Consider the following 17,068-nt stretch of genomic DNA (forward strand, 5'->3'; position numbering starts at 1 on the left):
GTTCAATCCAGCTTGGTTTGACGAAAAACGCCACTCGCACCGGCATGCGCCAGGATGGAGAGGCAACTACGGGTTTTGGGCGGGAGAGGTGAGCGGACGCGCTCTGGAGACGGGACTGTGCGGTAACAGCATGCCAAAGAGCGCGAGCCGGCACCCGGATCCCGCGTCTGCCGCCACCGGTCCATGGAAACCCAGTCCGGAAGGCTTGCCGGCAGCGGCCTAAAGGCCACTTGTCCGACGGGCGAGCGAAATCCAAAGCCAAAAACTCGAATCTGGCATCCTAGCAGGGGAATCGTATACCGTCAAGCCGTATACCCTTTCCGGGACGCGCTGACGCTGCCCTCCCGCTCAGACCCCGCGGAGCGCTTCCAGGATGGACTGCCCGTAGCGCTCAAGCTTGGAGGCACCAATCCCGGGAATGCCCTGCATCGCCGACAGGGATCCCGGCGCGGTCCGGGCCAGCTCCGCCAGCGTTGCATCGTGGAAGATGACATAGGCCGGCACCCCGTGCTCACGCGCGGCCTCGGTGCGCCAGCGGCGCAGCGCCTCCCAGTTGGCCAGCATGTCGGCATCCATGTCCGCGGTGTGGTCGGTGCGGGTGCCGCGTGCGGCACGCTCGCCGGACTTGCCCGGCTTGGTGGCCTGGCGACGCAAGATGATCTGGCGCTCGCCCTTGAGCACCGCGCGCGCGTCCTCGCCCAGCAGCAGCGCGCCATGGCCGCCATGGTCGATGGTCAGCAGCCCCTGGGCGATCAGCTGGCGGAACACCGTATGCCATTCATGCACCGAGCGGTCCTTGCCGATGCCGAAGGTGGACACCTTGTCGTGCCCCCACTGGCGGATCTTCTCCGAGCTGTTGCCGCGCAGCACGTCAATCAGGTGGGTGGCGCCGAAGTGAACCCGGCTCGCCTGCGCAGTGCGGTACACGCACGACAGCGCCATCTGCGCCTCACGCGTGCCGTCCCAGGTCGCCGGCGGCTCCAGACAGGTATCGCAGTTACCGCAGGGTTCGCTGGCCTCGTTGAAATACGCCAGGATGCGCACGCGCCGGCAGCCCGCGGTCTCGCACAGGCCCAGCAGCGCATCGAGCTTGGACGACGACACGCGCTTGAAGGCCTCGTCCGCCTCGGACTCGTCGATCATGCGCTTCTGCTGCACCACGTCGCCCAGGCCGTAGGCCATCCAGGCATTGGCCGGCAGGCCGTCGCGGCCGGCGCGCCCTGTTTCCTGGTAGTAGCCTTCCATGCTCTTGGGCAGGTCCAGGTGGGCGACAAAGCGCACGTCGGGCTTGTCGATGCCCATGCCGAAGGCGATCGTCGCCACCATCACCAGCCCTTCTTCCTCGCGGAAGCGCGCCTGGTGGTGCTGGCGCACCTGGGCATCCATGCCGGCGTGGTAGCCCAGCGCATTGATGCCCTGCCCGCTCAGCCACTGTGCCGTGTCTTCCACCTTCTTGCGCGACAGGCAATAGACGATGCCGCTGTCATGGGTGCCGTCGGCCGCGGTGTGCTCGGCCTTGATGAAGGCCAGCAGCTGCTGGCGCGCATTGTCCTTCTCGACGATGCGGTAGCGGATATTGGGCCGGTCGAAGCTGGAGATGAAGACGCGGGCGTTGTCCAGCGCCAGGCGCTCGATGATCTCATTGCGCGTGAGTGCGTCGGCCGTTGCCGTCAGCGCGATGCGCGGCACGTACGGGAAGCGCTCATGCAGCACCGACAACTGGATGTACTCGGGGCGGAAGTCGTGGCCCCACTGCGACACGCAGTGCGCTTCGTCGATGGCAAAGAGCCCGACCCGAATGCGCTCGAGCAAGTCCTGGAAGCGCGGCGTCATCAGCCGTTCCGGCGCCACGTAGAGGATCTCGATGCGCCCGGCCAGCAGGTCGCGCTCGACCGCCGAGGCCTCGGCCCCGGTCAGCGTCGAATTGAGCACCGCGGCGCGCACGCCGGCTTCGGTCAGTGCCGCGACCTGGTCCTGCATCAGCGCGATCAACGGCGACACCACGATGCCGACGCCGTCGCCGGCACGCTGGCGCAGCAGCGCCGGGATCTGGTAGCACAGCGACTTGCCGCCGCCGGTTGGCATCAGCACCAGGCAGTCGCCGCCCGTCGCAACGTGGTCGATGATCTCGGCCTGGCGCCCACGGAAGGCGTGGTAGCCGAACACATCTTTGAGGATCGCCAGCGCGTGCGACATAGACAACGGAATTGCTGAAGCCGGAAAAGCCGTAACCATACCACTAAGGGACCCGGCTTCAGCGACCGCAGGGCAAACTCTGCGACGTTTCTCACGAAAGCAAACGCCGCGTGCAGACGAAAAAAAAGCCCGGCTGGATCAGCCGGGCTTTCGGGCCGCCTTGCGGCGGCAAACAGCTTACTGCGATCAGACGTTGTCGCCTTCGCCTTCGGTCGTCGCCTGCACCACCGGCGCCGGCTCGATGAAGAGCGACTGCTCTTCTTCGGCGATCGCCTGGGCGCGTTCGCGCTCGGAGGCCTCGCGCGCCTTGCGGGCGCGGTGGTAGGCCAGGCCGGTACCGGCCGGGATCAGACGGCCGACGATCACGTTTTCCTTCAGACCACGCAGGTCGTCGGTCTTGCCCATGATCGCGGCTTCGGTCAGCACGCGCGTGGTTTCCTGGAACGATGCCGCCGAGATGAAGCTGTCGGTCGACAGCGACGCCTTGGTAATACCCAGCAGCAGGTTCTCGTACGTGGCCGGACGCTTGCCTTCGGCGATCACGCGGTCGTTCTCGTCGAGCAGTTCCGAACGCTCCACCTGTTCACCCGGGATGAACTTGGTGTCGCCGACATCGGCGATCTGCACGCGGCGCAGCATCTGACGAACAATCACTTCGATGTGCTTGTCGTTGATCTTCACGCCCTGCAGACGGTACACGTCCTGGACTTCGTCCACGATGTAGTGCGCCAGCTCTTCGATGCCCTTCAGGCGCAGGATGTCGTGCGGGTCCGCCGGACCTTCCACGATCATTTCGCCCTTGTTCACCACCTGGCCGTCGTGCACCAGCACCTGCTTTTCCTTCGCGATCAGGAACTCGTGGGCATTGCCGTCCAGGTCGGTAATGACCAGACGCTGCTTGCCCTTGGTGTCCTTGCCGAACGAGGTCGTGCCGGTGACTTCCGCCAGCACGGCGGCGTCCTTCGGCGAACGCGCTTCGAACAGCTCGGCCACACGCGGCAGACCACCGGTAATGTCGCGGGTCTTCTGCGATTCGGTCGGGATACGCGCGAGCACTTCACCCACGTGCACCTGCTGGCCATCCTTCACGGTAATCAGCGCGCCGACCTGGAAGCCGATGGTCACGGAATGGTCCGTGCCCGGGATCTTCACTTCCTGGCCGCTGGCGTCGAGCAGCTTCACCTGCGGGCGGATGCCCTTGGTTGCAGCCGTGCGGCGCTTGGCGTCGATCACCACCAGGGTCGACAGGCCGGTGACTTCGTCCATCTGCTTGGCGACGGTCACGCCTTCTTCGACGTTCTCGAACTTGGTCGTGCCGGTGTATTCCGAAACGATCGGGCGAGTCAGCGCGTCCCACGTGGCCAGCTGCGTGCCAGCCTTGATGGCCTGGCCGTCCTGCACCAGCAGCGTGGCGCCGTACGGGATCTTGTGGCGTTCGCGCTCGCGGCCGTGGTCGTCGGTGATCAGCGCCTCGCCCGAACGCGAGATGACGATCAGTTCGCCCTTCGCATTGGTGACGTAACGCATGGTCGCCGTGAAACGCACGGTACCGGTTGCCTTGGCTTCCACGCTCGACGCCACTGCCGCACGCGATGCCGCACCACCGATGTGGAACGTACGCATGGTCAGCTGCGTGCCCGGCTCACCGATCGACTGGGCGGCAATCACGCCAACCGCTTCGCCGGAGTTCACCAGCACGCCGCGGCCCAGGTCGCGGCCGTAGCACTTGCCGCACAGGCCGTAGCGCGTGTCGCACGACAGCGGGGTGCGGACCTTGACTTCGTCCACGCCGATGTTGTCGATCAGCTCAACCAGGTCTTCATCCAGCAGCGTGCCGGCTTCGATCGCGGTTTCCTGGGTTTCAGGGTTCACCACGTCGGCCACGGTCACACGGCCGAGGATACGGTCGCGCAGGGCTTCGATCACTTCACCGCCTTCGACCAGGGCCTTCATGGCCACGCCGTTGGAGGTGCCGCAATCGTCTTCCACCACAACCAGATCCTGCGTCACGTCGACCAGACGACGGGTCAGGTAACCCGAGTTCGCGGTCTTCAGTGCCGTATCGGCCAGGCCCTTACGTGCGCCGTGGGTCGAGATGAAGTACTGCAGAACGTTCAGGCCTTCACGGAAGTTCGCCGTGATCGGCGTTTCAATGATCGAGCCGTCCGGCTTTGCCATCAGGCCACGCATACCGGCCAGCTGGCGGATCTGCGCGGCGGAACCCCGTGCGCCCGAGTCGGCCATCATGTAGATGGAGTTGAACGACTCTTGCTTCACGGTCTTGCCTTCGCGGTCGACCACGTCTTCGTGCTGGAGCTGCTCCATCATCGCCTTGCCCACCTGGTCGCCGGCGGCGCCCCAGATGTCCACGACGTTGTTGTAGCGTTCCTGGTCGGTCACCAGACCCGACATGTACTGCTTGTCGTATTCCTTCACCTTGGCCGAGGCCTCGGCGATGATCTTTTCCTTCTGCGGCGGCACCAGCATGTCGTCGATGGCGATCGAGATACCGGCGCGGGTTGCCAGGCGGAAGCCCGACTGCAGCAGCTTGTCGGCGAAGATCACGGTCTCGCGCAGACCGCACTTGCGGAACGCGGTGTTGATCAGGCGCGAGATTTCCTTCTTCTTGAGCGGCTTGTTCAGCACCGAGAACGGCAGGCCCTTGGGCAGGATCTCGGACAGGATCGCGCGGCCGACCGTGGTGGCCTGCAGCGTGATCTTGGGTGCGAAGCGGGCGTCGCCCTCGGCGTCCTTGTCGACCAGCTCATACTCGGTGATACGCACGTTCACGCGCGAAGCCAGTTCGACTTCCTTGTTCTCGTAGGCGCGGATCACTTCGCTGATGTCGGCAAAGGTCATGCCCTCGCCGCGGCCGTTGATCTTGTCGCGGGTCGTGTAGTACAGACCCAGCACCACGTCTTGCGACGGCACGATCGACGGGTCGCCGTTGGCCGGGAACAGCACGTTGTTGGAAGCCAGCATCAGCGTGCGAGCTTCCATCTGCGCTTCCAGCGACAACGGGACGTGAACAGCCATCTGGTCACCGTCGAAGTCGGCGTTGAACGCCGCGCAGACCAGCGGGTGCAGCTGGATGGCCTTGCCTTCGATCAGCACCGGCTCGAACGCCTGGATACCCAGGCGGTGCAGCGTCGGCGCACGGTTCAGCATCACCGGGTGCTCGCGGATCACCTCTTCGAGGATGTCCCACACCACCGGGGTCTGGCTTTCCACTTCCTTCTTCGCCGCCTTGATGGTGGTGGCGATGCCCATCGTTTCCAGCTTGTGGAAGATGAAGGGCTTGAACAGCTCGAGCGCCATCAGCTTGGGCAGGCCGCACTGGTGCAGCTTGAGGGTCGGGCCCACCACGATGACCGAACGGCCCGAGTAGTCGACGCGCTTGCCCAGCAGGTTCTGACGGAAACGGCCGCCCTTGCCCTTGATCATTTCAGCCAGGGACTTCAGCGGACGCTTGTTGGCGCCAGTCATCGCCTTGCCGCGACGGCCGTTGTCCAGCAGCGAGTCAACCGCTTCCTGCAGCATGCGCTTTTCGTTGCGCACGATGATTTCAGGCGCCTTCAGCTCCAGCAGGCGCTTGAGGCGGTTGTTACGGTTGATGACGCGGCGATACAGGTCGTTCAGGTCCGAGGTCGCGAAGCGGCCGCCGTCCAGCGGCACCAGCGGGCGCAGCTCGGGCGGCAGCACCGGCAGCACTTCGAGGATCATCCACTCGGGCTTGATGCCCGAACGCTGGAAGGCCTCGAGCACCTTCAGGCGCTTGGCGAACTTCTTGATCTTGGCTTCGGAGCCGGTGGCCTGCAGCTCGGCGCGGATCTGTTCGATCTGCTTCTCGATGTCGATGCCGCGCAGCAGCTCACGGATGCCCTCGGCACCCATCATGGCGACGAACTCGCCCTCGCCGTACTCGTCGCACTTCGCCAGGTAGTCGTCTTCGGACATGATCTGGCTCTTCTTGAGCGGGGTCATGCCGGGTTCGATCACCACGAATGCTTCAAAGTACAGCACGCGCTCGATGTCGCGCAGCGTCATGTCCAGGACCATGCCCAGGCGCGACGGCAGCGACTTCAGGAACCAGATGTGCGCGGTCGGCGCGGCCAGTTCGATGTGGCCCATGCGCTCGCGGCGCACCTTGGCCAGCGTCACTTCAACGCCGCACTTCTCGCAGATCACGCCACGGTGCTTCAGGCGCTTGTACTTGCCGCACAGGCACTCGTAGTCCTTGATCGGGCCAAAGATCTTGGCGCAGAACAGGCCGTCGCGTTCCGGCTTGAAGGTACGGTAGTTGATCGTTTCCGGCTTCTTGACTTCGCCGTACGACCACGAACGGATCTTCTCGGGCGAGGCCAGGCCGATCTTGATCGCGTCGAACTGCTCTTCCTGCTGTACCTGCTTAAAGAGATCGAGCAATGCTTTCATTGCAACTCCTTGTTTCGCCACCGCCCCGGATTTGGTCCGGGTCGATGGCATTCATCCTGTGGGAAATCCTTCGCCTGTAGTGTCGACGGGGAACCGGCCGCAACCGGCTCCCCTCACCTGCCCGATCAGTAGCGATCGAGGTCGATGTCGATACCCAGCGAGCGGATTTCCTTCACCAGCACGTTGAACGATTCCGGCATGCCGGCATCGATCGAGTGCTCGCCCTTGACGATGTTCTCGTACACCTTGGTACGGCCGTTCACGTCATCGGACTTGACCGTCAGCATTTCCTGCAGCACGTACGACGCGCCGTAGGCTTCCAGTGCCCAAACTTCCATCTCACCGAAACGCTGGCCACCGAACTGGGCTTTACCACCCAGCGGCTGCTGCGTCACCAGCGAGTACGGGCCGGTGGAACGCGCGTGCATCTTGTCATCGACCAGGTGGTGCAGCTTCAGCATGTGCATCACACCCAGCGTGACCGGACGCTCGAACGCCTCGCCGGTGCGGCCGTCGAACAGCGTGACCTGCTGCTTGGAAGCCGTCAGGCCCTTCTCCTTCGCGATCTCTTCCGGATAGGCGAGGTCCAGCATGCGGCGGATTTCGTCCTCATGCGCACCATCGAACACCGGCGTCGCGAACGGCACGCCCTTCTTCAGGTTCTCGGCCAGTTCCAGGACTTCCGAATCCGACAGGCTGTCGAGGTCTTCGACCTTGCCGCTCTCGTTGTAGATCTGCGTGAGCAGCTTGCGCACTTCGGCTGCCTTGGCTTGCGCCTTCAGCATGTTGCCGATGCGCTCGCCCAGACCGCGCGCGGCCCAGCCCAGGTGGGTCTCGAGAATCTGACCCACGTTCATCCGCGAAGGCACGCCCAGCGGATTCAGCACGATGTCGGCAGGCGTGCCGTCGGCCATGTAGGGCATGTCTTCGATCGGAGTGATCTTGGACACGACACCCTTGTTGCCGTGACGGCCTGCCATCTTGTCGCCAGGCTGCAGGCGGCGCTTGACGGCCAGGTACACCTTGACCATCTTGATCACGCCCGGCGGCAGTTCGTCGCCCTGCGTGAGCTTCTTGCGCTTCTCTTCGAAGGCCAGGTCGAACTCGTGGCGCTTCTGCTCGATGGCTTCCTTGACGGCTTCCAGCTGGGCAGCCAGTTCCTCGTCGGCCGGACGGATGTCGAACCAGTGGTACCTGTCGATGTCCGCCAGGTATTCCTTGGTGATCTTGGCACCCTTGGCCAGCTTCTTCGGACCGCCGTTGACGGTCTTGTCGATGAGCAGGCGCTCCAGACGCTGGAACGCGTCGCCTTCCACGATACGCAGCTGGTCGTTCAGGTCCAGGCGGTAGCGCTTCAGTTCGTCGTCGATGATCGACTGGGCACGCTTGTCGCGCGTCACGCCTTCGCGGGTGAAGACCTGGACGTCGATCACGATGCCGCTCATGCCCGACGGCACGCGCAGCGAGGTGTCCTTCACGTCCGAAGCCTTCTCGCCGAAGATCGCGCGCAGCAGCTTCTCTTCCGGGGTCAGCTGGGTCTCGCCCTTCGGCGTGACCTTGCCCACCAGCACGTCACCGGCTTCGACTTCAGCGCCGATGTAGGTGATGCCCGACTCGTCCAGGCGAGCCAGCTGGGCCTCGGCCAGGTTCGAGATATCGCGCGTGATTTCTTCCGGTCCCAGCTTGGTGTCGCGGGCAACGACCGACAGTTCCTCGATGTGGATCGAGGTATAGCGGTCTTCGGCCACCACACGCTCCGAGATCAGGATCGAATCCTCGAAGTTGTAGCCGTTCCACGGCATGAACGCCACCAGCATGTTCTGGCCCAGGGCCAGTTCACCCAGGTCGGTCGAGGCGCCGTCGGCGATCACATCGTTGCGGGCAACGATATCGCCAACCTTGACCATCGGACGCTGGTTGATGTTGGTGTTCTGGTTCGAGCGCGTGTACTTGATCAGGTTGTAGATGTCCACGCCGACTTCACCGGCAACGGCTTCGTCGTCGTTCACGCGGATCACGATACGCATCGCGTCGACGTAGTCGACCACGCCGCCACGCATCGCCTGCACGGCCGTACCCGAGTCGACCGCAACGGTACGCTCGATGCCGGTGCCGACCAGCGGCTTGTCCGGACGCAGGCAAGGCACGGCCTGGCGCTGCATGTTGGCGCCCATCAGTGCACGGTTCGCGTCATCGTGTTCCAGGAACGGCACCAGCGAGGCAGCGGCCGACACGATCTGCGACGGTGCCACGTCGATGTACTGCACGCGGTCCGGCGTGACCATGCGGGTTTCACGCTCGGAGCCTTCACGCGCCGACACCAGTTCGTCGGTCAGGTTGCCGTCGGCGTCAACGGTCGCGTTAGCCTGCGCCACCACGTACTTGCCTTCCTCGATCGCGGACAGGTAGTCGACCTGGTCGGTCAGCTTGCTGTCGACCACCTTGCGGTACGGCGTTTCCAGGAAGCCGTATTCGTTCAGGCGGGCATACAGTGCCAGCGAGTTGATCAGACCAATGTTCGGACCTTCCGGCGTTTCGATCGGGCACACGCGGCCATAGTGGGTCGGGTGCACGTCACGGACTTCAAAGCCGGCGCGCTCGCGCGTCAGACCGCCCGGGCCCAGTGCGGAGACACGGCGCTTGTGCGTGATCTCGGACAGCGGGTTGGTCTGGTCCATGAACTGCGACAGCTGCGACGAACCGAAGAACTCGCGGATCGCCGACGAGATCGGCTTCGAGTTGATCAGGTCGTGCGGCATCAGGTTCTCGGTCTCGGCCTGGCCCAGACGTTCCTTGACGGCACGCTCCACGCGCGACAGGCCGGCGCGGAACTGGTTTTCGGCCAGTTCGCCGACGCAACGCACGCGACGGTTGCCCAGGTGGTCGATGTCATCGACCTCGCCCTTGCCGTTGCGCAGGTTGACCAGGATCTTGATAGTCTCGAGGATGTCCTCGTCCTGCAACACCATGGCGCCTTCGCCGGTGGGGCGGCCCAGGCGGCTGTTGACCTTCATGCGGCCAACGCGCGACAGGTCGTACGACTCTTCGCTGTAGAACAGGCGCTGGAACAGCGCTTCCACGGCTTCCTCGGTCGGCGGCTCGCCCGGGCGCATCATGCGGTAGATCGCGATACGCGCAGCGGTCTGGTCGGCGGTCTCGTCCACGCGCAGGGTCTGCGACATGTACGGGCCCTGGTCCAGGTCATTGGTGTACAGGGTCTGGATCTGCTTGACGCCGGCTTCGCGCAGGTTTTCCAGCAGCGTTTCGGTGAGTTCGTCGTTGGCGTTGGCAATCACCTCGCCGGTATCCGGGTCGATGATGTTCTTGGCCAGCACGCGGCCCAGCAGGTAGTCTTCCGGCACGCTGATCAGCTTGGTGCCGGCCGAATCCAGGTCGCGGATGTGCTTGGCGTTGATCCGCTTGTCTTTCTCGACCACCACGCGGCCGTTCTTGTCGGCGATGTCGAAGCGCGCGACTTCACCGCGCAGGCGCTCGGGCACGAACTCCAGCTGCGCGCCTTCGGCCTGCAGCGTGAAGTTGTCGAACACGAAGAAGTGCGCGAGGATCTGTTCCGGGGTCAGGCCGATCGACTTCAGCAGGATCGTCACCGGCATCTTGCGGCGGCGGTCGACGCGGAAGTACAGGATGTCCTTCGGGTCGAACTCGAAGTCCAGCCACGAACCGCGGTAGGGGATGATACGTGCCGAGAACAGCAGCTTGCCCGAGCTGTGGGTCTTGCCCTTGTCGTGCTCGAAGAACACGCCCGGCGAGCGGTGCAGCTGCGAGACGATGACACGCTCGGTGCCGTTGATGACGAACGAACCCGTGGAAGTCATCAGCGGGATTTCGCCCATGTAGACTTCCTGCTCCTTCACTTCCTTGACCTTGCCAGGATTCTCGCGATCGTTGATGATCAGGCGAACCTTGGCGCGCAGCGCCGAGTGGAAGGTCAGGCCACGCTGTTGACATTCCTTGACGTCGAACGGCGGGTTGGACAGGTGATACGAGACGAACTCCATACGGGCAAGCCCGTTATGCGAGGAGATCGGGAAGATTGCGTTGAAAGCGGCCTGGAGGCCTTCGGTCTTGCGACGCGCGGTCGGCGTTTCCGCTTGCAAGAACTGAGTGTAGGATTCAATCTGGGTGGCAAGCAGGAATGGAACCTGATGTACCGTCGCGCGCTTCGCAAAACTTTTGCGAATGCGCTTCTTTTCGGTGAAGCTGTACGCCATGGGATCTCCGAATCATCGCAGGGCTGGCTGGACCTGGCCGGACCTGAGGTGTTCAGCGACTGGGAGGGGATTTGGCGGTTGGCCGCTACCAACCTCTGGCTGACGGTGTCCGCACGCTGCGGGCGGTGTGGTCGTCGCATCAAGCGCAACGCCTGTACTCGCCCGGGGGACACCCGACCAAACTTGTCTTCTGCAGTCGGTTCAGAAGACAAACATCAGCAGCAACCCCTTAGTGTGCCACTGATGTTTGGCCTCTGCTGAGACTCCGGCATGCCCAAAGGCACCGGGGCTCGCAAACATCACTTTTTGGCGCGAAGAGTGCTTCTCAAAACACTTTCGCACAAGCGCAAAAAGGCTGGCGCCGGGAATTTCCCTTTGCCAGCCCCATCCGCGTGCCGGAAGGGCACGCGAGCAATGCCTTACTTGACGTCGACCTTTGCGCCAGCGTCTTCCAGCTTCTTCTTGGCTTCGGCAGCTGCAGCCTTGTCCACGCCTTCCTTGACGGGCTTCGGTGCGCCATCGACCAGGTCCTTGGCTTCCTTCAGGCCCAGGCCGGTGATTTCGCGAACAGCCTTAATCACGCCAACCTTGTTGGCGCCGACTTCGGCCAGGATCACGTTGAACTCGGTCTGCTCTTCAGCAGCGGCGGCACCGCCGGCGCCCGGGGCAGCTGCCACGGCCATGGCAGCGGCGGACACGCCAAACTTCTCTTCAAACGCCTTGACCAGGTCGTTCAGTTCCATCACGGACATCGCGCCAACGGCTTCCAGGATGTCGTCTTTGGTGATTGCCATTTGAAATACTCCTACTAGATTTGATTCGGTATCGGTAATGCGATCTTTCGATGCGAGGCCTGGATTGCCTTAGGCGCCAGCAGCTTCCGCTTCCGCGGGAGCGCCTTCGGCGTTCTTGGCAGCCAGTGCAGCCAGCAGACGGGCGAAGCCCGACACCGGTGCCTGCATCACGCCCAGCAGCTGAGCAATCAGTTCGTCGCGGCTCGGGATCGATGCCAGCGCCTTCACGGCGGCAGCGTCGAGAACCTTGCCGTCATACGACCCAGCGCGCAGGACCAGCTTGTCGTTGGTCTTGGCAAAGTCGTTCAGAACCTTGGCCGACGACACTGCATCTTCGGAAATACCGTAGATCAGCGGACCGGTCATCTGCTCTGCGAGGCTTGCAAACGGCGTACCTTCGACGGCACGGCGGGCCAGCGTGTTCTTCAGAACACGCAGGTACACGCCTTGCTGCCGAGCGGTGGAACGCAGCTTGGTCAGATCGCCAACCGTAATGCCGCGATATTCGGCCACGACGATGGTCTGGGCCTTGGCGACTTGCGCCGAAACCTCAGCAACGACGGCCTTCTTATCTTCAATATTGAGTGGCACGGTTAAGCTCCAAAATGACGCTAGCCCTCCGGCAATACCGGAGTCTTCACGTCAGCACAAACGAACGGCGTCCGATTGGCCCGAATCACCCGGGACAGGCCCGGATTCATCAATCCCTTCGGGTGCGCCATCTGCGCTGGTTGCCCGGGGTTGGTCATGCACGGCACCTGGCCCTGCCTGTACGTCCCGGCCGATTAAGCCCGCATGCCTGACTGCGGTCATGTGGACACCAGCGGTCTTTGATAACCAGCGGCGACTGCCTGAACACCATGTGTCCGGCTGCCGCCACTGCCCAAAGCCTTGCTCCCTATCCTTGTCCCGCCGCTTGACAGAACCAGGTCCGGAGCCGATCCCCGCTAACGCCAGGATCTTCAATTCGTGGCCGACCGGTGTTATCGGGTCCGGTCAGCCCATGCCGTCAGCTCAGGCCGACAGCGAAGCTTGTTCCACGCGCACGCCAACGCCCATGGTGGACGAGACGGCGATCTTGCGCAGGTACACGCCCTTGCTCGTAGCCGGCTTGGACTTCACCAGGGCTTCCAGCAGTGCGGACAGGTTGCTCTTCAGCGCTGCGTCTTCGAACGAGCGGCGGCCGATGGTGGCGTGGATGATACCGGCCTTGTCGACACGGAACTGCACCTGACCAGCCTTGGCGTTCTTCACGGCCTGGGCCACGTCGGGCGTCACGGTACCGACCTTCGGGTTCGGCATCAGGCCGCGCGGGCCCAGGATCTGGCCCAGCGTACCGACGATACGCATCGTGTCCGGCGAAGCGATCACGACGTCGAAGTTCAGGTTGCCGGCCTTGACTTGCTCAGCCAGGTCTTCCATGCCGACGATGTCAGCACCGGCGGCCTTGGCGGCTTCGGCCTTTTCGCCTTGGGCGAACACAGCCACGCGAACCGACTTGCCGGTACCTGCGGGCAGCACCACCGAACCACGAACCACCTGGTCCGACTTCTTGGCGTCAATGCCCAGCTGCACAGCCACGTCGATCGACTCGTCGAACTTCGCCGAAGCGCAGCCCTTCACCAGGCCCAGGGCCTCGTCGATCGGGTAGAACTTGGTACGCTCGATCTTCGCCTTGTTGGCGGCGACGCGCTTGGAAACCTTAGCCATTTACAGACCCTCCACGGTGATGCCCATCGAACGAGCCGAACCGGCGATGGTACGCACGGCGGCGTCCAGGTCGGCGGCGGTCAGGTCAGCGTTCTTGGCCTTGGCGATTTCTTCAGCCTGGGCGCGGGTGATCTTGCCAACCTTGTCGGTATGGGGCTTCGGCGAACCCTTGGTGATGCCAGCTGCCTTCTTGATCAGCACGGTCGCCGGGGGCGACTTCATCACGAAGGTGAAGCTCTTGTCGGCGAAGGCGGTAATCACCACCGGCACCGGCAGACCGGGTTCCATACCCTGGGTCTGGGCGTTGAACGCCTTGCAGAACTCCATGATATTCAGACCACGCTGACCCAGTGCGGGACCAACGGGCGGGGAGGGATTTGCCTTACCAGCCGGAATCTGCAGCTTGATAAAGCCAATGATCTTCTTGGCCATCTCTACTCCAATCCGGATCGCCCTTTCGGGATGCGATCCTGTTGAGTCGTAACGCGCTGTCGCCGCACCTTCGGCACGGCCTCACGCTCCTCTTGGCGCCGCCACCGGGGCGTCGCCGTTGCCAGTTGCCGCCCTTTCAGGCCGCAGCCGGCAAATTCCTTAAACCTTCTCGACCTGGCCGAACTCGAGCTCGACCGGCGTGGCACGCCCGAAGATCGTGACCGAGACGCGCAGGCGCGATTTCTCGTAGTTCACTTCTTCCACGTTGCCGTTGAAGTCGGTGAACGGGCCGTCCTTGACGCGCACCATTTCGCCCACTTCGAACAGCGTCTTGGGACGCGGCTTCTCGACCCCTTCCTGCATCTGGGTCATGATCTTGTCGACTTCGCGCTGCGAAATCGGGCTCGGGCGGTTGCGGGCGCCGCCCACGAAACCGGTGACCTTGCTGGTGTTCTTCACCAGGTGCCAGGTCTCGTCGGTCATTTCCATTTCCACCAGCACATAGCCCGGGAAGAAACGACGCTCCGTGACCGACTTGTGGCCGCCCTTGATTTCCACGACTTCTTCGGACGGCACCAGGATGCGGCCAAACTTGTCCTGCATCTCGGCGCGTTCGATGCGCTCCTGCAGCGCGCGCTGCACGCTCTTCTCCATGCCGGAGTAGGCATGCACGACATACCAGCGCTTCTTCGACGAAGGCGATTCCGGCGCGGTGGTTTCCTGCTGAGCGTTATCCGTCATGTGCTACCTCTTATTTCCAGCCCAGCACGAGCGAGAAGACGACCCACTCGATGAGCTTGTCAGCCGACCACAGGAACAGCGCCATGACGACGACAAAGACGAAGACCAGCCCCGTCATTTGCCCGGCTTCCTTGCGCGTCGGCCAGACGACCTTGCGAACTTCCCGATACGATTCCTTGGCGAACCCGATAAAGTCCTTGCCTGGTACAGACACCAGTGCAACCACGATACCCAGTGCAATACCACCGAACAGTGCGGCGCCACGTACATAAGACGGTTGCTGTGCCAGTGCATAGAAACCGATGACGCCCGCAACCACCAGCAGCACCGCCACGCCAAGCATCCACTTGCCGCTGCTGGCGTTCACGGTTTCAACATTGGGATTGGCCATGTTTCGCAAACGAGACTAAGCCGCGTCACGATTGCTCTTCGCGACGCGGCTGATTGATTTGGCAGGGGCAGAGGGAATCGAACCCCCAACCTTCGGTTTTGGAGACCGACGCTCTGCCAGTTGAGCTATACCCCTAAAACAACTGTGGGGCCGGCGCTGGCGCCAACCCCTTCTGGCAACGAACGCGGCCGGTTGGTGCCGCGTTCGCTATCAAACAACTTAGTCGAGGATCTTTGCCACGACGCCGGCGCCGACGGTACGGCCGCCTTCACGGATAGCGAAGCGCAGGCCTTCTTCCATGGCGATCGGGGCGATCAGCTTGACGGTGATCGACACGTTGTCACCCGGCATGACCATTTCCTTGTCCTTCGGCAGCTCGATCGAGCCGGTCACGTCGGTGGTACGGAAGTAGAACTGCGGGCGGTAGTTGTTGAAGAACGGGGTGTGACGGCCGCCTTCGTCCTTCGACAGGATGTACACCTCGCCGGTGAAGTGGGTGTGCGGCTTGATCGAACCCGGCTTGCACAGCACCTGGCCGCGCTCGACGTCTTCACGCTTGGTGCCGCGCAGCAGCAGGCCAACGTTGTCGCCGGCTTGACCCTGGTCCAGCAGCTTGCGGAACATTTCCACGCCGGTGCAGGTGGTCTTCACCGTCGGCTTGATACCGACGATTTCGATTTCCTCACCGACCTTCACCACGCCGCGCTCGATACGGCCGGTCACCACGGTGCCGCGACCCGAGATCGAGAACACGTCTTCCACCGGCATCAGGAAGGTACCGTCAACGGCACGCTCCGGCGTCGGGATGTAGGTGTCCAGTGCGTCGGCCAGGTTCATGATGGCCACTTCGCCCAGCTCGCCCTTGTCGCCTTCCAGCGCCAGCTTGGCCGAACCCTTGATGATCGGGGTGTCGTCGCCGGGGAACTCGTACTTGCTCAGCAGCTCGCGAACTTCCATCTCGACCAGCTCGAGCAGTTCAGCGTCGTCCACCATGTCGCACTTGTTCAGGAACACGATGATGTAAGGCACGCCAACCTGACGCGCCAGCAGGATGTGCTCGCGCGTTTGCGGCATCGGGCCGTCAGCGGCCGAGCAAACCAGGATTGCGCCGTCCATCTGGGCGGCACCCGTGATCATGTTCTTCACATAGTCAGCGTGGCCCGGGCAGTCAACGTGCGCGTAGTGGCGGTTGGCCGTTTCGTACTCGACGTGGGCGGTATTGATGGTAATACCGCGTGCCTTTTCTTCCGGCGCTGCGTCGATTTCGTCGTACTTCTTGGCGGCACCGCCGAACTTGGCTGCCAGCACCGTAGCGATCGCTGCCGTCAACGTGGTCTTGCCATGGTCAACGTGACCAATCGTGCCAACGTTCACGTGCGGCTTGGTCCGCTCGAACTTTTCCTTTGCCATTTCGCGACTCCTGTCTCGGTAGCGATATTGCCAGTGCGTGGTATTTGGTGCCCATGGGCAGGATCGAACTGCCGACCTCTCCCTTACCAAGGGAGTGCTCTACCACTGAGCCACATGGGCGAAACTTGACGTACTACTCTGACAGCAACCGCGCGACTGGAGCGGGTGAAGGGAATCGAACCCTCGTCGTAAGCTTGGAAGGCTTCTGCTCTACCATTGAGCTACACCCGCCCGGTTCTTTCCTGCTTCTTCACCGGCACTGCCGGCTGCTGTCTTGCATTCTGGTGGAGAGGGCTGGATTCGAACCAGCGTAGGCGTAAGCCAACAGATTTACAGTCTGCCCCCTTTAGCCACTCGGGCACCTCTCCGCAGAGAACTATCGATTATGGGGCTTCTCACCTTGCCTGTCAAGCACTTTCCGTTGCGGATGCTGTACTTGGGCAGACCAGGGAAGGCGTTCCAGCGTGGCGCTTGAACCGCCTGATCGCTCCCACAAGCGCAGTTTAGATTTCTGCGTTCTCACCCTATAGGGGCTTTCCAGCGCGGCTCCTGGAGGCTCTGAGGCGGCCTGGCAGGGCCGCGGGGCCACGCGCGGCGACGGCCGGAAAAAACAAAACCCCTCGCAGCACACGCTGTCGAGGGGTTTTGGGAATAAGAGCCTGGCGATGACCTACTTTCACACGGGTATCCGCACTATCATCGGCGCGGAGCTGTTTCACGGACCTGTT

General features: G+C 62.9%; 11 protein-coding genes and 4 tRNA genes. 1 reads left to right on the forward strand and 14 read right to left on the reverse strand.

The genetic code is table 11. From position 1 onward, the window contains the following. Nucleotides 1-348: 348 nt before the first annotated feature. The 3 genes from recQ to rpoB form a co-directional block, all read right to left on the reverse strand. Nucleotides 349-2,196, reverse strand: coding sequence for a DNA helicase RecQ (gene recQ, locus AC1Q7H_RS16655; RefSeq protein ID WP_041228215.1), 1,848 nt, complete (start codon nt 2,194-2,196; stop codon nt 349-351). A gap of 186 nt (nt 2,197-2,382) precedes the next feature. Continuing rightward, nucleotides 2,383-6,630 carry a DNA-directed RNA polymerase subunit beta' gene (gene rpoC, locus AC1Q7H_RS16660; RefSeq protein WP_013958259.1) on the reverse strand — a complete coding sequence of 1,416 codons (4,248 nt, stop codon included), beginning with the start codon at nt 6,628-6,630 and terminating at the stop codon, nt 2,383-2,385. A 125-nt stretch (nt 6,631-6,755) separates the two neighbouring features. Further along, the gene (gene rpoB / locus AC1Q7H_RS16665; protein ID WP_492320446.1) at nt 6,756-10,862 is read right to left on the reverse strand and encodes a DNA-directed RNA polymerase subunit beta; all 4,107 of its coding nucleotides are present in this window, start codon (nt 10,860-10,862) and stop codon (nt 6,756-6,758) included. Between rpoB and AC1Q7H_RS16670 the strand changes: the two genes are divergently transcribed. Then, a complete protein-coding gene (locus AC1Q7H_RS16670) occupies nt 10,743-11,123 on the forward strand; it encodes a hypothetical protein (protein ID WP_162097553.1) in 381 nt (126 codons plus the stop codon). The genes rpoB and AC1Q7H_RS16670 overlap by 120 nt on opposite strands. Before the next feature lie 158 nt (nt 11,124-11,281). Here the strand turns inward: AC1Q7H_RS16670 and rplL are convergent, their stop codons facing one another. The 11 genes from rplL to AC1Q7H_RS16725 all read right to left on the reverse strand — a co-directional run bounded on the left by rplL (nt 11,282) and on the right by AC1Q7H_RS16725 (nt 16,708). Further along, nucleotides 11,282-11,656 carry a 50S ribosomal protein L7/L12 gene (gene rplL, locus AC1Q7H_RS16675; RefSeq protein ID WP_010810464.1) on the reverse strand — a complete coding sequence of 125 codons (375 nt, stop codon included), beginning with the start codon at nt 11,654-11,656 and terminating at the stop codon, nt 11,282-11,284. 69 nt (nt 11,657-11,725) lie between these two features. Next, nucleotides 11,726-12,247: a 50S ribosomal protein L10 gene (gene rplJ, locus AC1Q7H_RS16680; RefSeq protein WP_010810465.1), complete on the reverse strand. Its 522-nt coding sequence runs from the start codon at nt 12,245-12,247 to the stop codon at nt 11,726-11,728. 423 nt (nt 12,248-12,670) lie between these two features. Continuing rightward, on the reverse strand, nt 12,671-13,366 hold the full coding sequence (rplA, locus tag AC1Q7H_RS16685; protein WP_013958262.1) for a 50S ribosomal protein L1: 696 nt from the start codon (nt 13,364-13,366) through the stop codon (nt 12,671-12,673). Next, nucleotides 13,367-13,798: a 50S ribosomal protein L11 gene (rplK, locus tag AC1Q7H_RS16690; RefSeq protein WP_010810467.1), complete on the reverse strand. Its 432-nt coding sequence runs from the start codon at nt 13,796-13,798 to the stop codon at nt 13,367-13,369. Between the two features lie 159 nt (nt 13,799-13,957). Continuing rightward, nucleotides 13,958-14,539 carry a transcription termination/antitermination protein NusG gene (nusG, locus tag AC1Q7H_RS16695; RefSeq protein ID WP_010810468.1) on the reverse strand — a complete coding sequence of 194 codons (582 nt, stop codon included), beginning with the start codon at nt 14,537-14,539 and terminating at the stop codon, nt 13,958-13,960. 10 nt (nt 14,540-14,549) lie between these two features. Then, a complete protein-coding gene (secE, locus tag AC1Q7H_RS16700) occupies nt 14,550-14,930 on the reverse strand; it encodes a preprotein translocase subunit SecE (protein WP_013958264.1) in 381 nt (126 codons plus the stop codon). 59 nt (nt 14,931-14,989) lie between these two features. Continuing rightward, nucleotides 14,990-15,065, reverse strand: a tRNA-Trp gene (locus tag AC1Q7H_RS16705). 84 nt (nt 15,066-15,149) lie between these two features. Next, a complete protein-coding gene (gene tuf, locus AC1Q7H_RS16710) occupies nt 15,150-16,340 on the reverse strand; it encodes an elongation factor Tu (protein WP_010810470.1) in 1,191 nt (396 codons plus the stop codon). Nucleotides 16,341-16,385: 45 nt separating this feature from the next. Continuing rightward, nucleotides 16,386-16,460 (reverse strand) — tRNA-Thr (locus AC1Q7H_RS16715). A 37-nt stretch (nt 16,461-16,497) separates the two neighbouring features. After that, nucleotides 16,498-16,571 (reverse strand) — tRNA-Gly (locus AC1Q7H_RS16720). Between the two features lie 51 nt (nt 16,572-16,622). Beyond that, nucleotides 16,623-16,708 (reverse strand) — tRNA-Tyr (locus AC1Q7H_RS16725). Nucleotides 16,709-17,068: the final 360 nt, after the last annotated feature.

The sequence above is a fragment of the Cupriavidus sp. GW823-FHT06D04 genome, from assembly GCF_058795055.1.

Bases quoted from the DNA above. Each gene is read 5' to 3' on its own strand.
- tuf (WP_010810470.1), bottom strand. From the start codon at position 16,340: ATGGCAAAGGAAAAGTTCGAGCGGACCAAGCCGCACGTGAACGTTGGC.
- recQ (WP_041228215.1), bottom strand. From the start codon at position 2,196: ATGTCGCACGCGCTGGCGATCCTCAAAGATGTGTTCGGCTACCACGCC.
- rpoB (WP_492320446.1), bottom strand. From the start codon at position 10,862: ATGGCGTACAGCTTCACCGAAAAGAAGCGCATTCGCAAAAGTTTTGCG.
- nusG (WP_010810468.1), bottom strand. From the start codon at position 14,539: ATGACGGATAACGCTCAGCAGGAAACCACCGCGCCGGAATCGCCTTCG.
- rpoC (WP_013958259.1), bottom strand. From the start codon at position 6,630: ATGAAAGCATTGCTCGATCTCTTTAAGCAGGTACAGCAGGAAGAGCAG.
- rplL (WP_010810464.1), bottom strand. From the start codon at position 11,656: ATGGCAATCACCAAAGACGACATCCTGGAAGCCGTTGGCGCGATGTCC.
- rplK (WP_010810467.1), bottom strand. From the start codon at position 13,798: ATGGCCAAGAAGATCATTGGCTTTATCAAGCTGCAGATTCCGGCTGGT.
- secE (WP_013958264.1), bottom strand. From the start codon at position 14,930: ATGGCCAATCCCAATGTTGAAACCGTGAACGCCAGCAGCGGCAAGTGG.
- rplA (WP_013958262.1), bottom strand. From the start codon at position 13,366: ATGGCTAAGGTTTCCAAGCGCGTCGCCGCCAACAAGGCGAAGATCGAG.